Annotated in this window: 17 protein-coding genes and 1 pseudogene; 7 read left to right on the top strand and 11 right to left on the bottom strand. The window is 71.9% G+C overall.

Annotated features, from left to right (window positions below; translation table 11 throughout):
- Window positions 1–60 precede the first annotated feature (60 nt).
- From eno to ACRWND_RS03505, 7 genes are all read right to left on the bottom strand, one after another.
- Window positions 61–1,341 (bottom strand): phosphopyruvate hydratase, encoded by a 1,281-nt coding sequence (eno, locus tag ACRWND_RS03535; protein ID WP_431945723.1) that lies wholly within the window; start codon window positions 1,339–1,341, stop codon window positions 61–63.
- Window positions 1,342–1,521: 180 nt separating this feature from the next.
- Window positions 1,522–2,607 (bottom strand): transglycosylase family protein, encoded by a 1,086-nt coding sequence (locus ACRWND_RS03530; protein WP_431945721.1) that lies wholly within the window; start codon window positions 2,605–2,607, stop codon window positions 1,522–1,524.
- A 117-nt stretch (window positions 2,608–2,724) separates the two neighbouring features.
- Window positions 2,725–3,990: a cytochrome P450 family protein gene (locus ACRWND_RS03525; protein ID WP_431945719.1), complete on the bottom strand. Its 1,266-nt coding sequence runs from the start codon at window positions 3,988–3,990 to the stop codon at window positions 2,725–2,727.
- Complete coding sequence (locus ACRWND_RS03520) at window positions 3,983–4,684, bottom strand: endonuclease V (protein WP_431945717.1); 702 nt, start codon at window positions 4,682–4,684, stop codon at window positions 3,983–3,985. Before ACRWND_RS03520 ends, ACRWND_RS03525 begins: the two co-directional genes overlap by 8 nt.
- 558 nt (window positions 4,685–5,242) lie before the next feature.
- Window positions 5,243–5,797 carry a DUF6479 family protein gene (locus ACRWND_RS03515; RefSeq protein ID WP_431945715.1) on the bottom strand — a complete coding sequence of 185 codons (555 nt, stop codon included), beginning with the start codon at window positions 5,795–5,797 and terminating at the stop codon, window positions 5,243–5,245.
- 62 nt (window positions 5,798–5,859) lie between these two features.
- Window positions 5,860–6,846, bottom strand: coding sequence for a nucleoside triphosphate pyrophosphohydrolase (locus tag ACRWND_RS03510; protein ID WP_431945713.1), 987 nt, complete (start codon window positions 6,844–6,846; stop codon window positions 5,860–5,862).
- A 152-nt stretch (window positions 6,847–6,998) separates the two neighbouring features.
- Window positions 6,999–7,640 (bottom strand): SurA N-terminal domain-containing protein, encoded by a 642-nt coding sequence (locus ACRWND_RS03505; RefSeq protein WP_431945711.1) that lies wholly within the window; start codon window positions 7,638–7,640, stop codon window positions 6,999–7,001.
- 203 nt (window positions 7,641–7,843) lie between these two features.
- Between ACRWND_RS03505 and ACRWND_RS03500 the strand changes: the two genes are divergently transcribed.
- Entirely contained in the window at window positions 7,844–8,470 is a 627-nt protein-coding gene (locus tag ACRWND_RS03500) for a nucleotidyltransferase family protein (protein ID WP_431945709.1), read from the top strand.
- A 14-nt stretch (window positions 8,471–8,484) separates the two neighbouring features.
- Here ACRWND_RS03500 and ACRWND_RS03495 read toward each other — a convergent pair whose 3' ends face one another.
- From ACRWND_RS03495 to ACRWND_RS03485, 3 genes are all read right to left on the bottom strand, one after another.
- Window positions 8,485–9,255 carry an HNH endonuclease family protein gene (locus ACRWND_RS03495; protein WP_431945750.1) on the bottom strand — a complete coding sequence of 257 codons (771 nt, stop codon included), beginning with the start codon at window positions 9,253–9,255 and terminating at the stop codon, window positions 8,485–8,487.
- 7 nt (window positions 9,256–9,262) lie between these two features.
- The gene (locus tag ACRWND_RS03490) at window positions 9,263–9,559 is read right to left on the bottom strand and encodes a hypothetical protein (RefSeq protein WP_431945707.1); all 297 of its coding nucleotides are present in this window, start codon (window positions 9,557–9,559) and stop codon (window positions 9,263–9,265) included.
- 122 nt (window positions 9,560–9,681) lie between these two features.
- Window positions 9,682–10,467 carry a hypothetical protein gene (locus tag ACRWND_RS03485; protein WP_431945705.1) on the bottom strand — a complete coding sequence of 262 codons (786 nt, stop codon included), beginning with the start codon at window positions 10,465–10,467 and terminating at the stop codon, window positions 9,682–9,684.
- A 214-nt stretch (window positions 10,468–10,681) separates the two neighbouring features.
- Here ACRWND_RS03485 and ACRWND_RS03480 point away from each other — a divergent pair, with 214 nt between their 5' ends.
- From ACRWND_RS03480 to ACRWND_RS03465, 4 genes and pseudogenes are all read left to right on the top strand, one after another.
- Entirely contained in the window at window positions 10,682–12,697 is a 2,016-nt protein-coding gene (locus ACRWND_RS03480; RefSeq protein WP_431945703.1) for an N-6 DNA methylase, read from the top strand.
- A gap of 149 nt (window positions 12,698–12,846) precedes the next feature.
- Window positions 12,847–13,329 (top strand): hypothetical protein, encoded by a 483-nt coding sequence (locus ACRWND_RS03475; RefSeq protein ID WP_431945702.1) that lies wholly within the window; start codon window positions 12,847–12,849, stop codon window positions 13,327–13,329.
- A gap of 56 nt (window positions 13,330–13,385) precedes the next feature.
- Window positions 13,386–14,842, top strand: a pseudogene (locus ACRWND_RS03470) (serine/threonine-protein kinase).
- A gap of 563 nt (window positions 14,843–15,405) precedes the next feature.
- Window positions 15,406–16,545: an acyltransferase family protein gene (locus ACRWND_RS03465; RefSeq protein WP_431945700.1), complete on the top strand. Its 1,140-nt coding sequence runs from the start codon at window positions 15,406–15,408 to the stop codon at window positions 16,543–16,545.
- 773 nt (window positions 16,546–17,318) lie between these two features.
- Here ACRWND_RS03465 and ACRWND_RS03460 read toward each other — a convergent pair.
- A complete protein-coding gene (locus tag ACRWND_RS03460) occupies window positions 17,319–18,503 on the bottom strand; it encodes an acyltransferase family protein (protein WP_431945698.1) in 1,185 nt (394 codons plus the stop codon).
- 238 nt (window positions 18,504–18,741) lie between these two features.
- Between ACRWND_RS03460 and ACRWND_RS03455 the strand changes: the two genes are divergently transcribed.
- A complete protein-coding gene (locus ACRWND_RS03455; protein ID WP_431945696.1) occupies window positions 18,742–19,725 on the top strand; it encodes a glycosyltransferase family 2 protein in 984 nt (327 codons plus the stop codon).
- Window positions 19,722–21,071, top strand: a complete 1,350-nt coding sequence (locus ACRWND_RS03450; RefSeq protein ID WP_431945694.1) for a polysialyltransferase family glycosyltransferase — start codon at window positions 19,722–19,724, stop codon at window positions 21,069–21,071. The genes ACRWND_RS03455 and ACRWND_RS03450 overlap by 4 nt, the downstream gene beginning before the upstream one ends.
- The last annotated feature ends 18 nt before the right edge of the window (window positions 21,072–21,089 follow it).

The raw sequence follows: 21,089 nt of genomic DNA, 5'->3' as shown, positions 1-21,089 counted from the left end.
GGTGGCCCTAGCCGCGCCGGGTGCCGCCCGCCGCGGGCGCGGCGGGCGGCACCGGACGGCTCAGCCCTTGAAGCGCGGGAAGGCGGAGCGGCCGGCGTACACTGCGGCGTCGTCGAGGATCTCCTCGATGCGCAGCAGCTGGTTGTACTTGGCGACGCGCTCGCTGCGCGCGGGGGCGCCGGTCTTGATCTGGCCGCAGTTGGTGGCGACGGCGAGGTCGGCGATGGTGACGTCCTCGGTCTCGCCGGAGCGGTGCGACATCATGCACTTGTAGCCGTTGCGCTGGGCCAGCTCGACGGCGTCCAGGGTCTCGGTCAGCGAGCCGATCTGGTTGACCTTGACCAGCAGCGCGTTGGCGGTGCCGCTGTCGATGCCGCGCTGCAGCCGCTCCGGGTTGGTGACGAACAGGTCGTCGCCGACCAGCTGGACCTTGTCACCGAGCTGCTCGGTGATGGTCTTCCAGCCGTCCCAGTCCTCCTCGTTCAGCGGGTCCTCGATGGAGACCAGCGGGTACGCCTCGACGAGCTCGGCGTAGTACGCGGTCATCTCGGCCGCCGACAGGGTCTTGCCCTCGAAGGAGTAGCCGCCGTCCTTGTAGAACTCGGAGGCCGCCACGTCGAGCGCGAGCGCGATGTCCTGGCCGGGCTGGTAGCCGGCCTTCTTGATGGCCTCGACGATCAGGTCGAGGGCGTCACGGTTGCTCGGCAGGTTCGGGGCGAAGCCGCCCTCGTCGCCGAGGCCGGTGGACAGGCCGCGCTCCTTCAGGACCGCCTTGAGCGTGTGGTAGACCTCGGCGCCCCAGCGCAGGGCCTCGGAGAAGGACTCCGCGCCGATGGGGGCGATCATGAACTCCTGGATGTCCACGTTGGAGTCGGCGTGCGAGCCGCCGTTCAGGATGTTCATCATCGGGACCGGCAGCACGTGGGCGTTCGGGCCGCCCAGGTAGCGGAAAAGCGGGAGGTCGGAGGCCTCGGAGGCGGCGTGGGCCACGGCCAGCGACACACCGAGGATCGCGTTGGCGCCGAGCGAGGACTTGTCCGGGGTGGCGTCCAGGTCGAACATCGCCTGGTCGATCAGGCGCTGCTCGGTCGCGTCGTAGCCGACCAGCTCGGGGCCGATCTGCTCGATGACGGCCAGCACGGCCTTCTCCACGCCCTTGCCCAGGTAACGGCCCTTGTCGCCGTCGCGGAGCTCGAGGGCCTCGAACGCACCGGTGGACGCACCGGAGGGGACGGCTGCACGGCCTGTGCTGCCGTCGTCGAGGCCGACCTCGACCTCGACGGTGGGGTTGCCTCGCGAGTCGAGGATTTCCCGGGCTACGACGACGTCGATGGACGGCACGTGAGTCTCCTTCTGGATGTCTCTTCGTTTCGGCATGAGCCTAACCGACCCGAAAAGCCCCAGACGGGCACGCTCGGGGGATGGACACGCCCGTGCTCGGTACGGAGGCGAAAGTTCAGCCCGATGTCAGCCGGCGTCCGCCGGGCGGGGCGGGGTCCTGCCCGGCGGACGCCCGGCGGCTCAGCGGCCGAGGACGAGGGACGAACCGGGGCTGATCAGGTTCGGGTCGTCACCGATGACATCGCGGTTCGCGTCGTACAGGCCGCGCCAGCCGCCCGTCACATGCTGCTCCGCCGCGATCTCGCTGAGCGAGTCGCCCTCCCGCACCAGGTAGTGGCCGCCGGTGCTGCTCCTGGCGCTCGCGGCGCTCGCCGTGCCCCGGCCGTCGCCGGCCTTCCCGGCGTCCTCGTGCGTGTCGGGGGCGAGGTGGATGACGCCCCAGGCGGCATCTCCCTCGACGAAGTGGGTCGGCAGGCCCGCGCGGTCGTGCCGCTGCTCCCCGGCGGAGCCCGTGGCCGGGTCCACCCTGACGGTGCCGGTCTCGGCGCCGTGGGGGGCGCCCGCGTCCGGCTTGCGGTGCTTGCCGGGGCCCTTGGCCTGGTCGCCGGCGGAGGGGGTCACGGTGCCGACGGGGCCCTCGGTCGGGTCGGCGTCCGGCGTGGCGGTGCCGGTGCCGTCGCCGGCCGCCGGGGTGGTGGTGTCGTCACCGGCGGCCGGGGCGGTGGTGTCGGCGGTGGTGTCGTCACCGGTGCCGGTGGAGTCGTCCGTCGAACCGCTCGTCGGCGCGCCCGTCGAGTCGCCCGCTCCCTGGTCGCCGTCGCCGGTGCCGTCGCCGTCGCCGGCGCCGTCGCCGGTGCCGTCGCCGCCGTGCAGCAGGTCGTCGACGGCGCCGATGAGCCCGGAGGACTCGGCGCAGCTGGACCAGGCGTCCGGGCCGAGCTCCGCGAGGATCTTCTCGGCCACGGTTATCTGCTCGTTGCGGCTGGCGAGGTCGGGGCGCTCGGCGTACTGGCGACCGCCGTACTGCTGCCAGGTCTCCTCGGTGATCTGCAGACCGCCGTAGAACCCGTTGCCGGTGTTGGAGCTCCACAGACCGCCGCTCTCGCACAGGGCGACGGCGTTCCAGGTGCTGTTGGCGTCCGCTGCGCTCGCGCCGCCCGCTGCGAAGAGGGGGAGCGTGAGGCCCGCCCCGGTCGCCGCGACCGCGACCACTGCGGCCGGGGCCTGACGCGGCTTGCGGTGTCGGCCGTTCCCGGACTTCAGCATGCGCCATCGCCTTTCAGGTGCGAAATACTGCGATGGCGACAGACGGTAGTCGCCTTGGCCCATGCATCACAAGTCGGTGTCTCACGGATCACGCGGAGATCACGTTGTGACGCCGCGTCAGTCCCGTTCCGGGGTGAAGGACACCGGCAGAGTCCGCAGACCGCGCATGATCAGGCCGCCCCGCCACCTCAAGTCGGCCGGATCGGCGGCCAGTCGGAGGTCCGGCAACCGGGTCAGCAGCGTGGCCAGCGCGGCCTGCGCCTCGAGCCGGGCGAGCGGGGCGCCGAGGCAGTAGTGGATGCCGTGACCGTAGCCGAGGTGCTGGTTGTCGCGGCGTGACAGGTCCAGGGTGTCCGGATCGGCGAAGCGGGCCGGGTCGCGGTTCGCGGCCGCCAGGACGACGAGGACCGGGTCGCCGGTGGCGATCGACTTCCCGCCCACGGTGAGCGGTTCGGTCGCGAAGCGCCAGGTGGCCAGCTCCACCGGGCCGTCGTAGCGCAGCAGTTCCTCCACCGCGGTGCCGAGCGGCTCGCGCTCGCCGCGGGCGAGGGAGTCCTGGAGCAGGCGCCGCTGCTCCGGGTGGCGCAGCAGGCTGTAGGTGCCGTTGCCGATGAGGTTGACGGTCGTCTCGAAGCCCGCGAAGAGCAGGATGAAGGCCATCGCGGCGGCCTCGTTCTCGGTGAGGTGCTCGCCGTGGTCACTGGCCCTGATCAGCCCGGAGATCAGGTCGTCGCCGAGCTCGGAGCGCTTGCGGTGGATCAGCTCCAGCAGGTAGGCGCGCATCTTCTTCACCGAGCGCGCCACTCCCCCGCGCGGCCCGCCGCCGTGCCGGATCATCATGCCCGCCCAGTCCCGGAAGTCGTCCTGGTCCTCGGCGGGGACGCCCAGCAGGTCGCAGATGGCGTAGATCGGCAGCGGGAACGCGAACTCATGGATGAGATCCGCCGACCCCTCGGCGGCGAAGCCGTCGATCAGGCGGTCGGTGAGCTCCTGCACCCGCGGCGCGAACTCGGCCACCCGGCGCGGGGTGAAGGCCTTGGAGACCAGTCGCCGCAGCCGGGTGTGGTCGGGCGGGTCGATGTTGAGCAGATGCGTCATGAGGTCGGCGCTGCGCTCACCGGGGATGCCCACCTTGCCCTTGGCGTGGGCGCGTTCGGAATGGTGGACGGGGTTCTTGCTGAGCCGCGCGTCGGCGAGCGCCTGCCGGGCGTCCGCGTACCGGGTGACCAGCCATGCCTCCACCCCGCTGGGCAGGGTCGTGCGGTGTACCGGTGAGTGCTCGCGCAGCCAGGCGTACGCGGGGTAGGGGTCGGTCGCGAACTGCCAGGTGAACAGTTCGGGTGCGGCCGGGGTGCCGGGGTCGGGGGTCACGCTGTCATGCACCCCATGACGTTAGCCGCTCGCGGCTGAGCCGGTCGGCGAGCCGGGTGGTCTCCGGGAGGCGGTAGTCGGGCGCGAGGGCCAGCACATGCCGGCAGGCGGTGTCCAGGTCGATGCCGTGGCCGGTCGAGACGTAGACCGGCTTGACCCCGCTGCGGGTGCGCAGCACCCGGCCCACCACCTCCCCCGCGTCCACCAGCGGCGCGGTCGCTCCCCGGGCCGCACCGAGCGCTTCCGGGTCCCAGGCGCCGACGAACGGGGTCTTCGCCACGCCCGCGGCCGGGAGGCCGGTGATCACCCCCAGGTGGCAGGCGAGCCCGAAGCGCCGCGGGTGCGCGAGGCCCTGCCCGTCGCAGAGCAGCAGGTCGGGGGTGAGGGTGAGCTGCTCCAGCGCGTCGATCAGCACGGGCAGTTCGCGGAAGGCGAAGAGCCCGGGCACATACGGGAAGCCGGCCCGGGCGGTCGCCGTCACCTGCTCGACGGGGGCCAGCGTCGCGGTGTCGAGCACGACGACGGCCGCGGCGACGGTGTCGCCCTCGAAGCCGTGGCCTCCGCCGTACGCGACGTCCAGCCCGGCCACGTATCGGGGCCGCTGCGGGCCGGGACCGCGGTGGTCCGCCAGCGGGCGCAGCCGGTCCTGCAGGGCCAGGGCCTCCGCCTCATCGCGCGGCCAGGCGTGCGGTACGTCGATGCGCATGGCCGCCAGACTAGGCGTACTCGGCCGTGGGCCCCGAGGGCGGCCCGGCACGCGCAGCGCCCGCCCCCCGCAGCCTCGTGCCCGGCCCGCGGGGCGCGCGCGCCGGACTGCGGAGCTTCGGCTGAGCGCGCGCGGCCGCTGGGACGGGCCCTCCGCGAAGCGGGAGCGCGTTCGTGCTCTGCCCGGCTCCCGCCGGGGACGCGTGGGGGGTGTACCGGCCGGAGACGCACCCGAGGGGGGCCGATTCCACGGAGGTGCGAACGGGCGACGGGCGCGGCTCACCGCAGCGTCCAGGTCCCACTGGTCCGGCGGCAGGGCGATCGCGGGCACCCGGTCGGTGACACTGGCCCCACCTGCCGGATCACGGCGTCCTGGCTCTGCCGCAACACCCCGCGCGGGCCTCGCGGAAGGCCACGGCTCCGGTGCTCAGGGCGCCGGCCACGCCATGGTCACCACCCCACGACCAGAACCCGTGCAGCGCCGCGCGCGAGGCCGGGTCGCCGTGCGCCGACCTGACATGCCCTTGCCACAGGCCGCCCGCGGCAAGGGGGCTGGGCCTCAGCGCCCTTCGTGGCCTTCCTTGCCGCTCTCCTCCTGCCCCGGCCCGGAACGGGTCGGTGCGCCTCTCGGCGCCCCGCCCGCCCCACCGGCGGCGGCCGCCGGACGGCGGCTCTCTCCGGGGCCGCGGGTGCTCTCGGGGGTGCCCTCCTGTGCGCGGCGGGCGGCCTGGGCGCCACCGGTGACGCCCTCCGGGCTGCTCACTCCGTGGGAGCCCCAGTTGCCGAAGCCCTTGAGGGAGTGCGGAAGGCGCCGGATGCCGTCCTGAGGCCATTCGTCGGGCTCCCGCCATTCGGTGAGCGAGTGCCGCTCGCCCTCCTGATGTCCGGGGCCGTGGTCAGGTGGGGTAGGCCGCCCGTACTCCTCGCGCGTGTGCCAGGCCCCGCCACGGGGCTGCGGCTTCTGCTCGGGGGGCGGTTCCTTACTTCGGGCCCACATCCCGATCGACACCGCCCCGACGAGGATCCCGACCAGGAAGATGCCCACCACCAGCGGAGCGATGCCGACGAGGTAGTCGTGCGGCACGGCCAGCTGCATCTGCTCGAGTGCTCGCATATGACCCTTTTACCCGCTTCGCCCAGGCTGACGCACGGGCGGAGGAGATGCTCCGCGGCAGCTCAGCCCGCCTTCTCCGCCTCCACGATCGCGTCACGGAAGCGGCGCGCGGCGGCACGCAGCGCGGATTCCGGGTCGATGCCGGCCTCCTGGGCAGCGAGCGCGAGCGCCAGCAGACGGTCCCCGGTATCGGCGGCGTCCTGGTCCTGGTCCGGGACGGCCACGGACAGGCCCACCTGGCGGGCCCGGGACCCGAGCTTGGCGGCGAGGGCGAGCGCGGGCTGCCCGAGCGGAACGCCTTCGGTGACCGAGCCGCGCCGCTTCTCCTCCGCCTTGGTGCGCAGCCAGTGCTCCCGGACGTCCTCGGGCGTCTCGGCGACCTCGTCGCCGAAGACGTGCGGGTGCCGGTTGATCAGCTTGTCCACGATGGTTCCGGCGACGTCGTCGATCGAGAACGGCTCCTCAGGGTCGTCCTGCGCGATCCGCGCGTGGAAGACGACCTGCAGCAGGACGTCTCCGAGCTCCTCGCGCAGGGCCTCCCGGTCACCGGACTCGGCGGCCTCGACGAGCTCGTACATCTCCTCGATGCCGTACTTGACCAGTTCCTCGGTGGTGCGGACGCTGCTCCACGGGCACTCGCGGCGGATCCTGTCCATCACCTGCACCAGGTCGAGCAGCCTCGCTCCCGGCAGGTCATAGGAGCCGGGCAGCAACTCCAGGTCCGGCATGTGCACCCGGCCCGAGCCGCCGAGCCGGGCGAGCTCGTCGGTGACGGCGCGGTCGCCCTCGCCGCCGGCCAGGTAGACCACGGTGCGGCCGCCCTCGGTGAGGTCGACCAGCTCCTGCCCGGTGGGCGTGGACGGCTCGACGGCGACCCCGGCCTCCCGCAGGTAGGGCAGCTGCGGGTTCCCCGGATCCGGGCTCACGACCAGGTCGGCGGTGCGCAGCAGCTCCCAGGCGGGCCAGGAGAGCAGGCCGGGGGCGATCCGGTGCGTGGTGGTCAGCAGCACCAGGCGGCCCGGGCGGGGGGTGTCAACGGAGTGGTCCACCCGTCGAAACTACCTCGCCGCGCGACGGCACCGGGGCCGGGGCGGGTGCCGATGCGTCTCGGCGCCGTCCCGGTGCAGCGGGAGGGGCAGGGAACCGCGCACGGACCCTGCCCCGGAGGCGTTCGCCGCCGCTGCTGCGGCGGCTCGGGGGCTCAGGCCTGGGCGCTCGGCCGGCTGACCTCACGCAGCCACGGCTCCTTGGTGACGTCGAGGTCGAGCTTGTCCGAATTCCACGTGCCGTAGCGCGGGTTGACGTCGATCCCCAGCTTCTTCGACGCGTCCCGCAGCACCTTGATCAGCTCCGTCTGGCCCTCGGGGGTCTGCAGGTCGGCGCCGTAGTGGGCGGCCACCTTCTGCATCAGCAGGTCGGTGCGGATGCTGTCGTCGATGTCGGCCGGCGCCATCGCGTAGGTCTGCAGCAGCTGGGCCTCCAGGGCGGCCTTGCCGCCGGCCTGCCGCTCGCTGGCCGCCCGGGCGGTCTGGATCTCGCGCCGGGTGGCGGAGACGCCGATGTCCCCGGCCGCCCGCTCGATCACCTCGTTCTGCACCAGGCGGTGCACGACGTTGCGCTGCAGATCGCTGCTGGCCTCGATGAGCTGGGCGGCCTGCGGGGTCTTCTCCTGCGCGGCGCGCACGGCGGCGACCTTCGCCTGGACCGACTCCACGGTGATCTGCTCGCCGCCCACGACGGCCGCGGCACCCGCGTGCGGTGTGCCGCAGGAGGTCAGCAGGGGCGCTGTGAGCAGTACGGCTGCGACGGCGGCGACGGAGAGAGCAGTCCTGCGGCGGAGCATTTTTGCCTCCCGGCAAGGGATCGAGCGACGGTGCACGACCTGGCAGTGATGCAGTGATCGAGGATATTGAGCAGGGCGCCGGGATATCCAGCACTCTGCACAACACACTGCCCAAACGATCCGCGGCACCTCAGGTGTCGCAGGCGACACCGTCGCCGACGGTACGGGGCCCGCCGCCGGCCACGCTGTGGTAGGCAGGCTCCGTGATCGGCCGACTCCCTCTCGACCAGCAACTCGAGTCCCTGCGCGCGGCGCTGTGCCGCAACGAGGTACTGACGCAGGTGCTGGCGCGCACCGCGACGCTGGATCTGCCCGGCTGGTACGTCACCGCCGGGTGCCTGTTCCAGACCGTGTGGAACGTGGCTACGGGCAGGCCGCCGACCAACGGCATCAAGGACTACGACGTCTTCTACTTCGACGCCGGCGACCGGTCCTGGGAGGCGGAGAACGCGGTGATCGAGGCCGCGCGGGACGTCTTCTCCGGCCTGCCCGCGGAGGTCGAGATCCGGAACGAGGCGCGGGTCCACCTCTGGTACGAGGAGAAGTTCGCCGTGGCGTGTCCGCCGTACGAGTCCACCGAGGCGGCGATCGACAGCTTCCCCGCGACGACCTGCTGCCTGGGGGTGCGTACGAAGGCGGACGGCACGTGGCGCGTCTATGCGCCCCATGGGCTGTCGGACGTGTTCAACCTCGTCGTCCGGCCGAACCCGGTGCTCGCGCCGAGATCGGTCTACGAGGCCAAGACGGCACGTTGGCGCGAGCAATGGCCCGAGCTCACCGTTCTTGAGTGGCCCTCTTCGGGCGCCGGGGCTGCCGTCAGCCCTGGCTGACCCTCCGGTGCGCGTCAGCCGCCGCACTGGCGCGACATCGCCTCCTTGTCCGGCTCGGTGACCGGCAGCTCGTACTTGGTGGCGACCTGGGCGAACCGCACCGCGTAGGCGCACCTGATCCGTTTGTCAGGCGGCAGCCAGGACGCCGGCCCGGAGTCGCCCTTGGCCGAGTTGGCCCGCCCCTGAACCGGGATCAGATTGAGCACGTCGTTGGCGAGTTGCTCGCGTTTGCTCTCCGGCCAGCGCGACGAGCCCATCTGCCAGCTGTACGACAACGGCACCACGTGGTCTATCTGCACCTCGGCGGCCTTCTGCTTGCGCCACTCGATGGTCGTCCCGGTGTACGGGTCGTACAGGTCCATCGACACGACCACGCAGTCGGAACCCTTACGGAACTCGACGTCCTGTCCGTGAAGTTTGAGCAAGTCGTTCCGGGTGTCGCACCCGTTCCGCGCCAGCGGCACCCCGTCGGCCGTGTCCTTCCACGCGTAGCCGAACTCGTCGCGGTCGTAGCCCGTCCTGGGCCCGCGCCCCTTCGTGGGCAGCGCGTCGATGAGCCTGCGGGCCGCGGCCTTGTCCGCTTCCGTCGTCACGGGCGCGAGCCCCGGCTTCGTGCCGTCCGGGTTCTCGAGCGGGCTGACCGCCCGGCCGTCCGGCGCGCCAGGACCGGATCCCGCGAAGGAGCCGTCGTCGCCGAGTCCCTCGCATCCCGCGACGAGGAGCACGGCGGCCGCCGACACCGCCGCCGCGCGCAACAAGCGTGTTCCCGACCCTTGGTGACGCATGTTCCGGTCAGCGCGCACAGGTCGCCACTCCCCCGGTGATCCTCGCGCACGCCTCGATCGCCCGGCGCAGAGCAGAGACGGCGCGGGTCGCGCGGCCGCCCCGGCCGGTGTCCACCCGGGCCGCGCCGAACTCGCCCGGGCCGCGACCCGTCACCGCCGTGAGCGGGCCGCTCGTGGACGCCTCGCCGCCCCCGACTCCGGTGCCCGCGCCGCCGTCGGAACCCTCGCCGGTGCAGCCGGCCTGACCTGTGCCGAGCAGCATGGAGAGGGCCTCCGCTGCCGTTCCTGCCCTGTGTGTACGCACGGTGGAACTCTAGGGCGTGGGGATCGCGCCGGGCAGAGGGCCCGACGGCGCCGAACCGCCCTCGCGTGGACGGCGCTTCGACAGGGCGTGCGCCATGGCCCCGGGGAAGGAGGCCGGTGGCCTCAGCCGGCGAGCTTGTCGATGTCGACGGCCTCCTTGGCCGACGGAGCGGCGATCTCGGCCGGTCCTTCGAAGCCGGAGAAGCGCATGGTGCCGGGCTCCTTTCCGCCCTTGACGACCACCTTCAGCACATACGCCTTGCCCTTGGTCGCCACGTAGGCGGTGGTGGTCTCGGCGCCGTCCTTGCTGGTGATCGGCACGACGGGCGTACCGTCCACGGTGGTCGGCTCGCCCTTCCGCCCGCTCAGGTCGGCGTCCGCGTCCTTCTCCAGTTCGGCGAGGAACGCGTCGAGGTCGCATGACTCCACGAGGTCCTTGTTGTCCGGCGTGTCCGCCTTGGTCTTCATCCACCTGTCGCCGATGAGATCCCTCAGGACGGCTCCGTCGGCCCCCTGCGCCTTCCAGAAGGCGTCGTCGCCCTTCATGTAGAGCGAGGGACCCGCCTTGACGAGCCGGATCGTGCCGCCCTCGGCGGTGATCTCGCCCTTGCAGTCGCCGGTCCTGCTCATCGTCATGCGGTACTTCATCGGCTCACCGTCGGAGACACCGTCGAGGGCGACGGTCATCGCCGGGGCGGACTTCATGGCGGCCACCGCCTTCTTCCCGATGGCGGCCGACGTCTGGTCCTCCAGGGCGGCCGACGTCTGGGGCTTGGCAGTGGCCGACGCCTGCCCGGCGGGGCCGGTGGCGGCGGGCTTCGCCGTGCCGCCGCCGGGGCCGCAGGCGGCCAGGGTGAGGGCGGCGGTGACGCAGCCGAGGGCCGTGAGCGTGCCGCGCGTGGTGGTCATCAGGGTCGTCCCCCTTGGTGGAAAGCGGTGTGGATGACGGTTGCCGCCGGCGGAAGCCCAGGCACAGTGAACCGTTGCGTCAATGAGAGCATGCGCTGTGAACCGAGTCAACACGAAAACTCACATGCCTTCGATTCACGACGCCAAGGCGCGATGGGCATGTTCACCGGTATGCTCAGGCAGCAGAACCCCGCGCGGAAAGGGAGCCAGCCAGGTGCCGGAGAACGCGAACGAGGTGACCGCTGCCGGGATCGCGCGGCTGGCCGGGGTCGGGCGGGCGGCCGTCAGCAACTGGCGCCGCAGGCACGCCGACTTCCCCAAGCCGGTCGGAGGCACCGACACCAGCCCCGCCTTCGCGCTGTCCGAGGTCGAGAGCTGGCTCCGCGCCCAGGGCAAACTCGCCGAGGTCCCCCTGCGTGAGCGGGTGTGGCAGCGCGCCGAGTCCCACCCCGCCGGCACCGCGACCGCGCTCCGGCAGGCCGGCGCCGTCTGCCTGCTGGCCCGTGAACGCCGCGCCGACGGGACAGCGGTGGACGACCCGGACGGCACGCGGCAGGCGGACGCCGTCCGCGAGGTCCTCAAGCGGCACTTCGGGGGACGGTTCACGCCCGGCTCCCCCGTCGACGCCCCGCTGCTGCGCGCGGTGGCCGAACTCGCCGCCGAGACCGGCCCGCGGCAGGCCTACGAGTTCCTGCTCGGACGCTATCTGGACGCCAACCCCCGGCAGTACGCACTGACTCCGCCCGCCCTCGCCGACCTGATGGCCCAACTGGCCGGACCCGCCCGTACCGTGCTGGACCCCGCCTGCGGCACCGGCGCCCTGCTGCGTGCCGCCGGTGACCCGCACGAGGTGTACGGCCAGGAGGCCGACCCGGATCTGGCCGCGCTCGCGGCGCTGCGGCTGGCGCTGCACTCCGAACCGGCCGCGGTGGTGCGGGTGGCCGACGGCGACAGCCTGCGCGCCGACGCCTTCCCCGGGGTCGCCGCCGACGCGGTGCTGTGCCACCCGCCGTTCAACGAGCGCAACTGGGGCCATGAGGACCTCGCCTACGACCCCCGCTGGGAGTACGGCTTCCCGGCCCGCACCGAGTCCGAACTGGCCTGGGTGCAGCACTGCCTGGCCCGGGTCCGGGAGGGCGGGACGGTCGTGCTGCTGATGCCGCCCGCCGCCGCCTCACGCCGCTCCGGCCGCCGGATCCGGGCCGACCTGCTGCGGCGCGGGGCCCTGCGCGCGGTGGTCGCGCTGCCGGCCGGCGCCGCGCCCCCGTACGGCATCCCCCTGCACTTGTGGGTGCTGCGCAGGCCGGGCGCCGGCACACCGGCCTCCCCCCATCTGCTGCTGGTCGACACCGCCGGGTCGCAGGACACCTCCCCCGGGGCCGAGAAGGTGGCCTGGCAGGCGGTGCGCGCGGGCGTGCTGGATGCCTGGAAGTCCTTCGACCGGCACGGCACCACGCAGGAGCGGCCCGGCGTGAGCCGCGCCGTGAAGGTCATCGACCTGCTCGACGACACCGTGGACGTCACCCCCGCCCGGCATCTGCCGCCGCCCGCCGCGGGGGGCGGGGCGGCCGAACTCGCCGGGGTGCGCGAACGGCTGGACGCCGCACTGCGCAGCACCGCCGAGCTCGCCCCCGCCCCCGCCGGTGCCGCCGGGGGCGCCCGCTGGCCGCTCACCACGGTCGGCGAGCTGGCGCGCGCCGGGGCGCTGGTGCTGCGCGCGGGCGGCAGCGGGAGCGCGCCCGCGGGCGGTCCCGCGGTGCTCACCGAGCACGACGTCCTCGGCGGCGGCGCCCCCAGCGGCACCCTGCCCGAGGGGCCGGCCGAGGACGAGCCGGTCCTGACGCAGGAGGGGGACGTGGTCGTCCCGGTGCTCGGCCGGGGATCGGCCGCCCGCGTCGTCGACGCCGCCACCGCCGGCGCCGCCCTCGGCCGCAACCTGCACCTGCTGCGTCCCGACCCGGCGGCCCTGGACCCCTGGTTCCTCGCCGGTTTCCTGCGCGGCACCGCCAACAACCGCCGAGCCAGCAGCTACGCCTCCACCGCGACCCGGCTGGACGTCCGCCGGCTCCAGGTGCCGCGGCTGCCGCTGTCCGAGCAGTGGCGGTACGGGGAGCGCTTCCGCGCCCTGGCCGCCTTCGAGGAGGCCCTGCGCCTGGCGGGGCAGCTGGGCGAGCAGCTGGTGCAGGGGCTCTACGACGGGCTGACCGACGGCACGGTGCGTCCCGAATAGTTGCGGGATCGGGTGCCGACCCCACTGCGGCGGCGGATATTCTCGCGATACCACCCGCAGCCGCCTCACGCCGATGTCCAGGGAGTCCGAGAGCAGTGTTGAACGGCCCCGGCCCGGTACCGCCGTACCCGCCTGCCCGGTCCAGGGCCATGGCGACCACGCTCCGTACCGTCTTCCTGACGCTCACCGTGATCAGCTGCGGGTACCTGTCCAGCCTCCCGCTGCTTCATCTGGCCGTCCGGCGGCGCCGGGTCAAGGACTGGCTGCTGTTCTCGCTCAGTGCCGCCCTCGCCGTCGCGTCCTTCGTCACGGTCAACGTCCTTCCGGTGTCGAACCCCTGGACGGACGCGGCGGTCCTCGCCGTGATGGTCCTGATCCCCGTGGCCGGGGTGTACTACCTGCTTGCCGACCTGGCATGGCACCGGGCGGCGACACCCCACCCGCCCCACGCCACGACGGTTCCCCTGCCCTACCGGCCCGGCCTGCCGCAGCCGCCGGCGGACCACAACCCGTACCGCACGCCTCCGCCCGCGGCACCACCGCTGACCCCGCCCCCGCCGCGCATCAGCCAGGTGCGGGCCGAACTCGACGAGTTGAGCGACCTTCTGCGCAAGCAGGAGGGAGGCCGGTGAACGGACGGATCGTCGCCGGCCGATACGAGCTGGCCACGGTCCTCGGCCAAGGCGGCATGGGCCAGGTGTGGACCGCGTACGACCGGCGGCTGGACCGGCGCGTGGCCGTGAAGCTGCTGCGTCCGGACAAGGTGGGCGGCGCCGCCGAGGCGGAGGAGCTGCGCCGGCGCTTCCTGCGGGAATGCCGGGTCACCGCACAGGTCGACCACCCGGGGCTGGTCACCGTCCACGACGCCGGAAGCGACGGCGACGAGCTGTACTTCGTCATGCAGTACGTGGAGGGCGCCGACCTCGCCGACCACCTCGCCGAGAACGACCCCTACCCCTGGCCGTGGGCGGTGGCCGTCGCGGCGCAGCTGTGCTCCGTGCTGTCGGCGGTGCACGCGGTGCCGATCGTCCACCGCGATCTCAAGCCCCGCAATGTGATGGTGCGCCCGGACGGCACCGTGGTCGTCCTGGACCTCGGCATCGCTGCCGTGCTCGATACCGACACGACCCGGCTCACGCACACCGGCACCCCGATCGGGACGCCCGCGTACATGGCGCCGGAGCAGGCGATGAGCGGCGCCGTCGGGCCCCGCACGGACCTGTACGCGCTCGGGGTGCTGCTGCACGAACTGGTCAGCGGGACCGTCCCGTTCGCGGGCGCCACGGCGCTCGGCGTGCTCCACCGGCACCTTTACGAGCCGCCCGTGCCGCTGCGGCAGGTGCGCCCGGAGGTACCGGAGCAGCTGGAGGCGCTGGTGCTGCAGTTGCTGGCCAAGGACCCGCAGCACCGTCCGGCCGACGCCCAGGAGACCTTCCGCCGGCTGGCCCCGCTGCTGCCGGTGCCCGGCGCCGTCCAGCACCCCCTCGGGCCGCTGGACCCCGCCCGCCCGTTCCTGCGACCGCTCGCCCCGTGGCCGGACGGGTCGGCCGCCCCGCCGCCGCCCGCACCGGCGCCCGCGGCCGCGCCGGTCCCGACCGGCGCACCCGGACCGGGCGGGGGCGACGGCATCGCGGACGCCGTCGACGAGGTGAAGCGGCTGCTCGACGCCGGCCGCATCACCCAGGCGGTCGACATCCTGGGCGGCGTGCTGCCGGCCGCCGCCCGGCAGCACGGCGAAGGCTCACCCGTCGTGCGGATGCTGCGCAAGCAGTACGCGGCCACGCTGATGGAGGACGGCCAGTACCGCCGCGCCCTGCCGGAGCTGCGCCGCCTCGCGGACGAACTGGCCGCGGAGTCGGGGACTTGGGGGCGCCAGGCGCTGCAGTACCGCTACGAGGCCGCGCAGTGCCTGGAGCAGCTGGGCGAGGCCGCGGCGGCACTCGCCGAGTACCGGGCGCTGCTGCCCTCGTTCGAGCAGTACCGCGCCACCGACCCGGACCTGCCGCTGGAGGTGCGGCGCCGCATCGGCCATCTGCTGCTGTCGGTCGGGGACCGGCCGGCCGCCCACGAGTGGCTCTCCCGTCTCTCTACGACGCCGACCGCCTGCACGGCACCCACCACCCCTTCTCCCAGGACGTCCGGTGAGCGCTGACCTGGCTGGGGCAGATGGGGCGCTAGCCAGGCCTGCTCAGGGAAGTGGTCGTACTTACCGTCGGCGATGGCGCTGAAGGCGGGGGCCAGGCGATCACACGGGGGCAGCGGCCGTACGGCCGGCGCACGGGGTCGCGGTGAGCACGACATGCTGCACCGCTCTGCGGCGCGCCGAGCCACACGCGAGGGATCACGGTTTCCGGCAGTGACGCTACGAGCGCCTCTCGGCCGAGCACCTGGCCGCCCGCCGGGTCTGCGTGAGGGGACACGGAGATGATCAAAAGCGCGGTTAGAGTCCTGAGGCGTTCTCATCGATGACCGAATGAAGTCTTGGCGAATTCATCGCGATAACTCGACGACGGTTCAAGTAAATGTCGGTCACCGAGTGCGAAAAGATTGCTTTGCCTGATTCAACCTCCCACTGCCGCCGTAGCCTGGACCGTCCTTCCCGTCCGAGGGCGGGTTACTGTCATGACGATGGGTAGGTTCAAGTGCGGGACGGGGACGGATCGCTCATACAGTCGCAGGTGACGGGCGGGCAGAAGACCCTGCCTCCCATGGTCGTGCCCCGGCAGGCGGCGTCATCCACCGGTGTGACGCCCAAGCCCGCCGCCAAGCGCCGACGGTCGGGCAGCCGCCTGTACGCGATTGACGGTATCCGCCTCATCGCAGCCCTCATGGTCGCGGTGCACCATTTCGCCGGCACCGCCCGCGTCGAGGCGCCGGGCAACCTGATCTGGGACCGGCCGGTCAACGAGATCATGCCCACGGTGTCCCGGGTCGCCGCCTACGGCTGGATCGGCGTCGAGATCTTCTTCGTCATCAGCGGTTTCGTAATCTGCATGTCGTGCTGGGGCCGCACCCCGTGGCAGTTCTTCGTCTCGCGCGTGATCAGGCTCTACCCGGCCTACTGGTTCGCCGTGGTCTTCACCAGCGCCTTCCTGATGTTCGTGCCCGGCGTGTGGGAGCGGTTGCGGGGACGGGAGATCCTGTTCAACCTGACGATGCTGCAATCCGGTTCCGGCGTCCCTAACGTCGACGGCGTGTACTGGACCCTCTGGTCGGAGCTGCGCTTCTACCTGCTCTTCCTGATCGTTGTCTTCACCGGGCTGACGTACCGCAAGGTCGTTCTCTTCTGCTGCGTGTGGGGTGCCGTCGCGATGCTCGCCCCTGCCGCCCACTTCCCGCTGCTGACCATGATCGCCGACCCGGACGGCGCCTGGTACTTCATCGCCGGTCTCGCTCTCTACCTGATGCACCGGTTCGGCCAGGACCTGCTGCTGTGGGGCATCCTCGCCATGTCGTGGCTGATGGGGCAGGCGGAGCTGGGGCGTCGCGTCGACTTCGAGCATGTCTCCAGCTGGCGCGGAAGCGTGCTGATCTTCACGGCGTTCCTGCTGCTCATGGTCGCGGTCTCGCTCGGGCTGACCGACCGCATCCGCTGGAAGTGGCTGGTAACCGCCGGCTCGATGACCTATCCGCTGTACCTCATGCACTACGCGGTCGGCACGACACTGATCAACCGGCTGAAGGACACCATGGACGCGCGGCTGCTCCTCGCCGTCGTGATCGTCGGCTTCATGGCCCTGAGCTGGCTGGTCCACCGCTTCGTGGAGCGGCCCCTGGCCCGGATGCTGAAGAACGCGCTGAACTGGTCCTTCGAGGCTCTGCGTAACGATCCCGCCAAGGCCGCCTGAGCCAAGCGGGGGCGACCGCCGCGCGGCGGTCGCCATCACGCATCTGCCGCCAAGGGGGTCGGCGGCAGGCGGCCGACCGGTTGCCGAACCGTTCTGCCGCCAGAGAGACCCCAGACTGGGCGTTGTCCCCAGGACCCTTCAGGTGCGGTTTTCCCATCCGCCCGGTCATCGCCAGGCCGTGCACCCAGGCAACTCGTGGGCGACGCCTCCCCGTGTTGGCAAGCCGGGCAGGGGCCGGGCGGGCATCACGCATCCGGTCGACAAGGTGACCCGCCGCTCGCCGGCAGCCGGGCGGTCGGCCGGTATCTCGGACAGCGTGCTACTGGCCGCCGCGGGGCAGCACGGCGAGCAGTCATCGGTCGGAGTCATGCACATGCTGCGCCAGCAGTACGCGGCCACGCTGACGGAGGACGGCCGGTAACCGCCGCGCCCTGGCGGAGCTGCGCCGGCTCGCGGACGCTGACCGCCGAGGGCGGGCCGTGCGGCGCCGGTCGCTGCTATACCGGTACCCAAGGATGGCCTGGAGCGACTGGGCGAGGCCCCCGGGACACGTGACGGTCCCGGGCGCTACCGCCCTCCTTCGAGGCAGTACCGCGCCACCGACCCGGACCCGCCGCCGGATGTGCGGCGACGCTTCGGCCACCTGCTGCTGTCTGTCGGGGACCGGTCGGCCGCCCAAGATGTGCTGCCCCGCACGGTCCTCGACTCCGACCGCCTGCGGGGTCCACGCCACCTGGGGTAGGTGGGCCGCTGAGCCCGTGTGTGCGCCGCGCTCAGGCGCGCGTCCGCAGCGCGAGACGGATGCGCGCCGACTGGGCGGTCATGCTGTTCTTCAGCCGCAGGCCCAGTGGCTTCTCCACCAGGCGGTGGATGACGTAGGCGAGCAGCAGGAAACCCACGACCGCGGTGAAGAGGGTCTCCCTCGGCGTGAACCCCAGATGCCGGTGCAGGCCTGCGATGGCGAACCACCCGAGGTGCTCGTGGACCAGGTAGAAGGGGTAGGTGAGCGCCCCTGCCACGGTGAGCCAGCGCCAATCGGCCCACCGGAGCCAGCCCAAGGCCACGGCGGCCACCGAGGCGAAGGCGAAGGTGACGACAAGCATGATGACGTAAGGTGAGCGCTCACCCGAGAGTCCCGGCCCGTGCGGAGACCACAGTCCGTCCACGGCGACGTGCTGTCCCAGCAGCCAACTGACCGCGACGATGCCCCACAGCAGCAGGTCGCTCCCATAACGGTGGATCAGGTACAGGGCGAGGCCGCCGATGAAGAACGGGGCGTACTCCGGCATCGCGATCTCGGTCGCCAGTGGGTTGTCGGCGACTACGGCGACGGCCGCGGCGACGGTCCACAGGCAGCAGAACACGACGACCCGGCGGTAGGTCACGCCCTTCCACACCACGCACAGCGCGAACAGTACGTAGAAGCGGGCCTCGACCCACAGCGTCCAGCAGACGCCGAGTACCCGGTGCACGCCCACCGGCTGCTGCAACATCGTCAGATTGACCAGCACCTCGTCCAGCCGGACTGGCTTGATCACGGAAGGCACCGCTGCGCACGCGGCGGCGGTCAACAGGATCGCGACCCAGTAGGCCGGGTAGAGGCGCGCGACACGCGATCGGAAGAACGCGCCGACCGACTTGCCCCAAGTGCTCATGCAGATAACGAAACCGCTGATCACGAAAAACAACTGCACGCCGAGGCACCCGTAGATGGCGGGACGGGACAGCTGGGGGAAGAGATGTGCGGGGTCGGCGCCCCAGACGTGGCTCGTGTCCTGCTTGCCTATGTAATGGTAGAGGCACACCATCAGGGCCGCCAGAATGCGCAGTCCGTCCAGTGCGCGCAGCCGGCTGCTGCCGTACCGGCCGCCCATGCGACCGCCGACCGTCACCGGTGCGGCCGCTGCGGCCGGTATCGCCGGTGCGGCTGTCGCCGCGCCCGTCCTCGTCGAGGGCATCGCACTCCCACCCGCCGTTCGCCAAATCGTTCAACCCCACAGCGGGGTCAGATGCCGAGGGTACGGAATGAATGCACCTGACTAATCGGGCTAATCTCCCGCCATTACGCATCCGGGCGCCGGCGAGGTAAATCGTCCAACCTTAGTTCATCTTCTGATCACCTCATGCTGGAAGAATGGAAACCTTGCCACCGCTAGCCTTCCGATGGTTTCCCGTATACGAGAACTAGGTGAACATGTGACCGACCGGCCCACGCTCTCCGTCATCGTTCCTTGCTTCAACATCAGGTATTACCTGGCCGACACGGTCACCAGTCTGGTCGCCAACGCCCGCGAGGACTTCGAGTTCGTCTTCGTCGAGGACCGCTCCACCAAGGACGACACGTACGAAGCACTACTGGACATGTCCAAGCGGTTGCCGAACAGCAGGGTCATCCGGCACGAGACGAACCAGGGACTCGCCACCGCCCGCAACACCGGGATCGACGCGGCGGAAGGGCGCTACCTCACCTTTCTCGACGGCGACGACTGGCTTGCTCCCGGGTACCTGCCACAGCTCGTTTCGGCGATCCAGCGCCACGATGTCGACTTCGTGCGCACCGACCACGTCCAGGTCACCGGTGTGCAACGCCGGGTCCACCGCGCACCCGAGGGCCGTCGCGACACCGTGCTTGATCCTCGCAGTTCGATCCTCCCGACCGACGGTTCCACCATGGTCGACTACCCGTACGCCTGGGCCGGCATCTACCACCGCCGACTGCTCGACCGCGGACTGCTGCGCTTCCACGACGGGCTGCGCACCGCCGAGGACCGCCCGTGGATCTGGGCGCTGCACCGCCGGGCGGAGTCGTACGTGGTGGCGAGCCTCCACGGGGTCTTCTACCGGCGCGGCATCGCGACCTCGCTCACCCAGATCGGCGACGTGCGGCAGCTGGACTTCATCCGGGCCTTCGACCAGGTCCTGGCGGAACTGGAGAACGATCCCGAGGCCGACCTGCTCCGCCCCAAGGCCATCCGCAACTACTGCGCCGTGATCGCGCACCACCTGAGCGAGCGGCAGCGCTTCCAGCGTCCGGTGGCCGCGCGTCTGAAGGAACTCTCCAGCCAGGCGCTGCGCCGCATGCCCGAACGGGAACTGCAGCTCGCCCTCGCCGGGATGGACGAACAGCGCAGGCGCACGCTCCATCGAGTGCGCAGTGGCATGAAGGGAGCCCTCGCATGATCCAGATCTTCATGGCGACGACGCAGTACGGTGCGGCGAGCGTCGTGGCCGCCATTCGGGCCGGCTTGTTCGGTCCCCGCGAGGGACGGCGGCTGCTGGTCGTCGGCAACACCTCGTCGATTCCCGAGCTGACCACGCCGCTCGACGCGATGCCCGGCTTCGAGGAGATGCGGCACGAGTTCGACGCGGTGCACTCGTGGAACGAGACCATCGCGCCGCACCACCCGTCCGGCTGGTCCCCTCGGGCGGAGGACACCGTTCTGTGGGAGCGGGTGCTGCGTCTGGCCTGGGATCTGGGGGACGAGCCCGTCGAGATCGCCTGCGAGTCCATCCAGGTCAGTCCGTCGCGCGCCGTCGTCGACATCTTCGCGGACAGCCCGATCGACGTGTACGCCGACGGCCTGATGAGTTACGGTCCGACCCGCAACCGGCTTCCGGTGGACGTGCACAGCCGCATCAAGCGGCTGCTCCACCTCGACCTCGTGCCCGGCCTGCGCCCGATGCTGCTGTCCGAGTACGGCGTCGAGCCGGTCGTCATTCCCGACGAGCCGTTCCTGCGAGTCCTGGAGCAGATCGGCGGAACCGGCGTCGCCGCCCTCGAGGAACACCTGCCCGACGGCGACCGGCCCACTGCGGTGCTGCTCGGCCAGTACCTGTCCGCCCTCGAGCTGATCACGGTGGCCGAGGAGGACTCGCTGCACGTGAGGATGCTCCGCGGCGCGGTCGCGGCCGGTCACCGGCACGTGCTGTTCAAGCCGCACCCGAGCGCGCCGGCCCAGTACTCGCAGTCGCTGGAGCAGACGGCGCAGGAACTGGGGGTGCGGCTCACCGTCCTGGACATCCCCGTGCTGGCGGAGACGCTGTACCAGCACATCCGGCCCGCTCTCGTCGTCGGGTGCTTCTCGACCGCGCTGATGACCGCTGCCGCGTTCTACGGCATCCCCGTCGCGCGGGTGGGCACCGAACTGCTGCTGGACCGCATCGCGCCCTACGAGAACAGCAACCGGGTACCCCTCACCGTCATCGACGCCGTCCTGCCGGACCTCGAGCAGGACGCCTCCGAGGTCGGCAAGCCGCTCGACCTGTCAGCGGAGCGGGTCACCGGCGAACTGGCCCCCTTGGTCAGGACCGTGAGCTACTGCATGCAGGCGGCGAAGTACGCTCCGCTGCGGGACGAGGCCGAGGCCTGGCTCGAGGCCCGTCTCTCCACGCACGCGAAGTACTTCAAGCGGCGCCGGCTGACCAGCCTTCGGCTGCCCGGCGGCAGCACCGTGAGGGCCGAGAGCCTGCGCCGCAACCCGGCAGTGCGGCGTCTGGTGAAGAAGATCCGGACCGCCCAGGGGTGACCGGGTCGGGCCGGCCCG

It is taken from the genome of Actinacidiphila sp. bgisy167, assembly GCF_965342175.1.
Classification (GTDB): Bacteria; Actinomycetota; Actinomycetes; order Streptomycetales; family Streptomycetaceae; genus Actinacidiphila.
This window is presented reverse-complemented; position numbering and strand designations above follow the sequence as displayed.

What these genes read in the sequence shown, in the direction of transcription:
- ACRWND_RS03530 (WP_431945721.1), bottom strand. Translation starts at nt 2,607, where the DNA reads ATGCTGAAGTCCGGGAACGGCCGACACCGCAAGCCGCGTCAGGCCCCG.
- ACRWND_RS03520 (WP_431945717.1), bottom strand. Translation starts at nt 4,684, where the DNA reads ATGCGCATCGACGTACCGCACGCCTGGCCGCGCGATGAGGCGGAGGCC.
- ACRWND_RS03515 (WP_431945715.1), bottom strand. Translation starts at nt 5,797, where the DNA reads ATGCGAGCACTCGAGCAGATGCAGCTGGCCGTGCCGCACGACTACCTC.
- ACRWND_RS03505 (WP_431945711.1), bottom strand. Translation starts at nt 7,640, where the DNA reads ATGCTCCGCCGCAGGACTGCTCTCTCCGTCGCCGCCGTCGCAGCCGTA.
- ACRWND_RS03495 (WP_431945750.1), bottom strand. Translation starts at nt 9,255, where the DNA reads ATGCGTCACCAAGGGTCGGGAACACGCTTGTTGCGCGCGGCGGCGGTG.
- ACRWND_RS03485 (WP_431945705.1), bottom strand. Translation starts at nt 10,467, where the DNA reads ATGACCACCACGCGCGGCACGCTCACGGCCCTCGGCTGCGTCACCGCC.
- ACRWND_RS03475 (WP_431945702.1), top strand. Translation starts at nt 12,847, where the DNA reads ATGGCGACCACGCTCCGTACCGTCTTCCTGACGCTCACCGTGATCAGC.
- ACRWND_RS03465 (WP_431945700.1), top strand. Translation starts at nt 15,406, where the DNA reads ATGGTCGTGCCCCGGCAGGCGGCGTCATCCACCGGTGTGACGCCCAAG.
- ACRWND_RS03460 (WP_431945698.1), bottom strand. Translation starts at nt 18,503, where the DNA reads ATGCCCTCGACGAGGACGGGCGCGGCGACAGCCGCACCGGCGATACCG.
- ACRWND_RS03450 (WP_431945694.1), top strand. Translation starts at nt 19,722, where the DNA reads ATGATCCAGATCTTCATGGCGACGACGCAGTACGGTGCGGCGAGCGTC.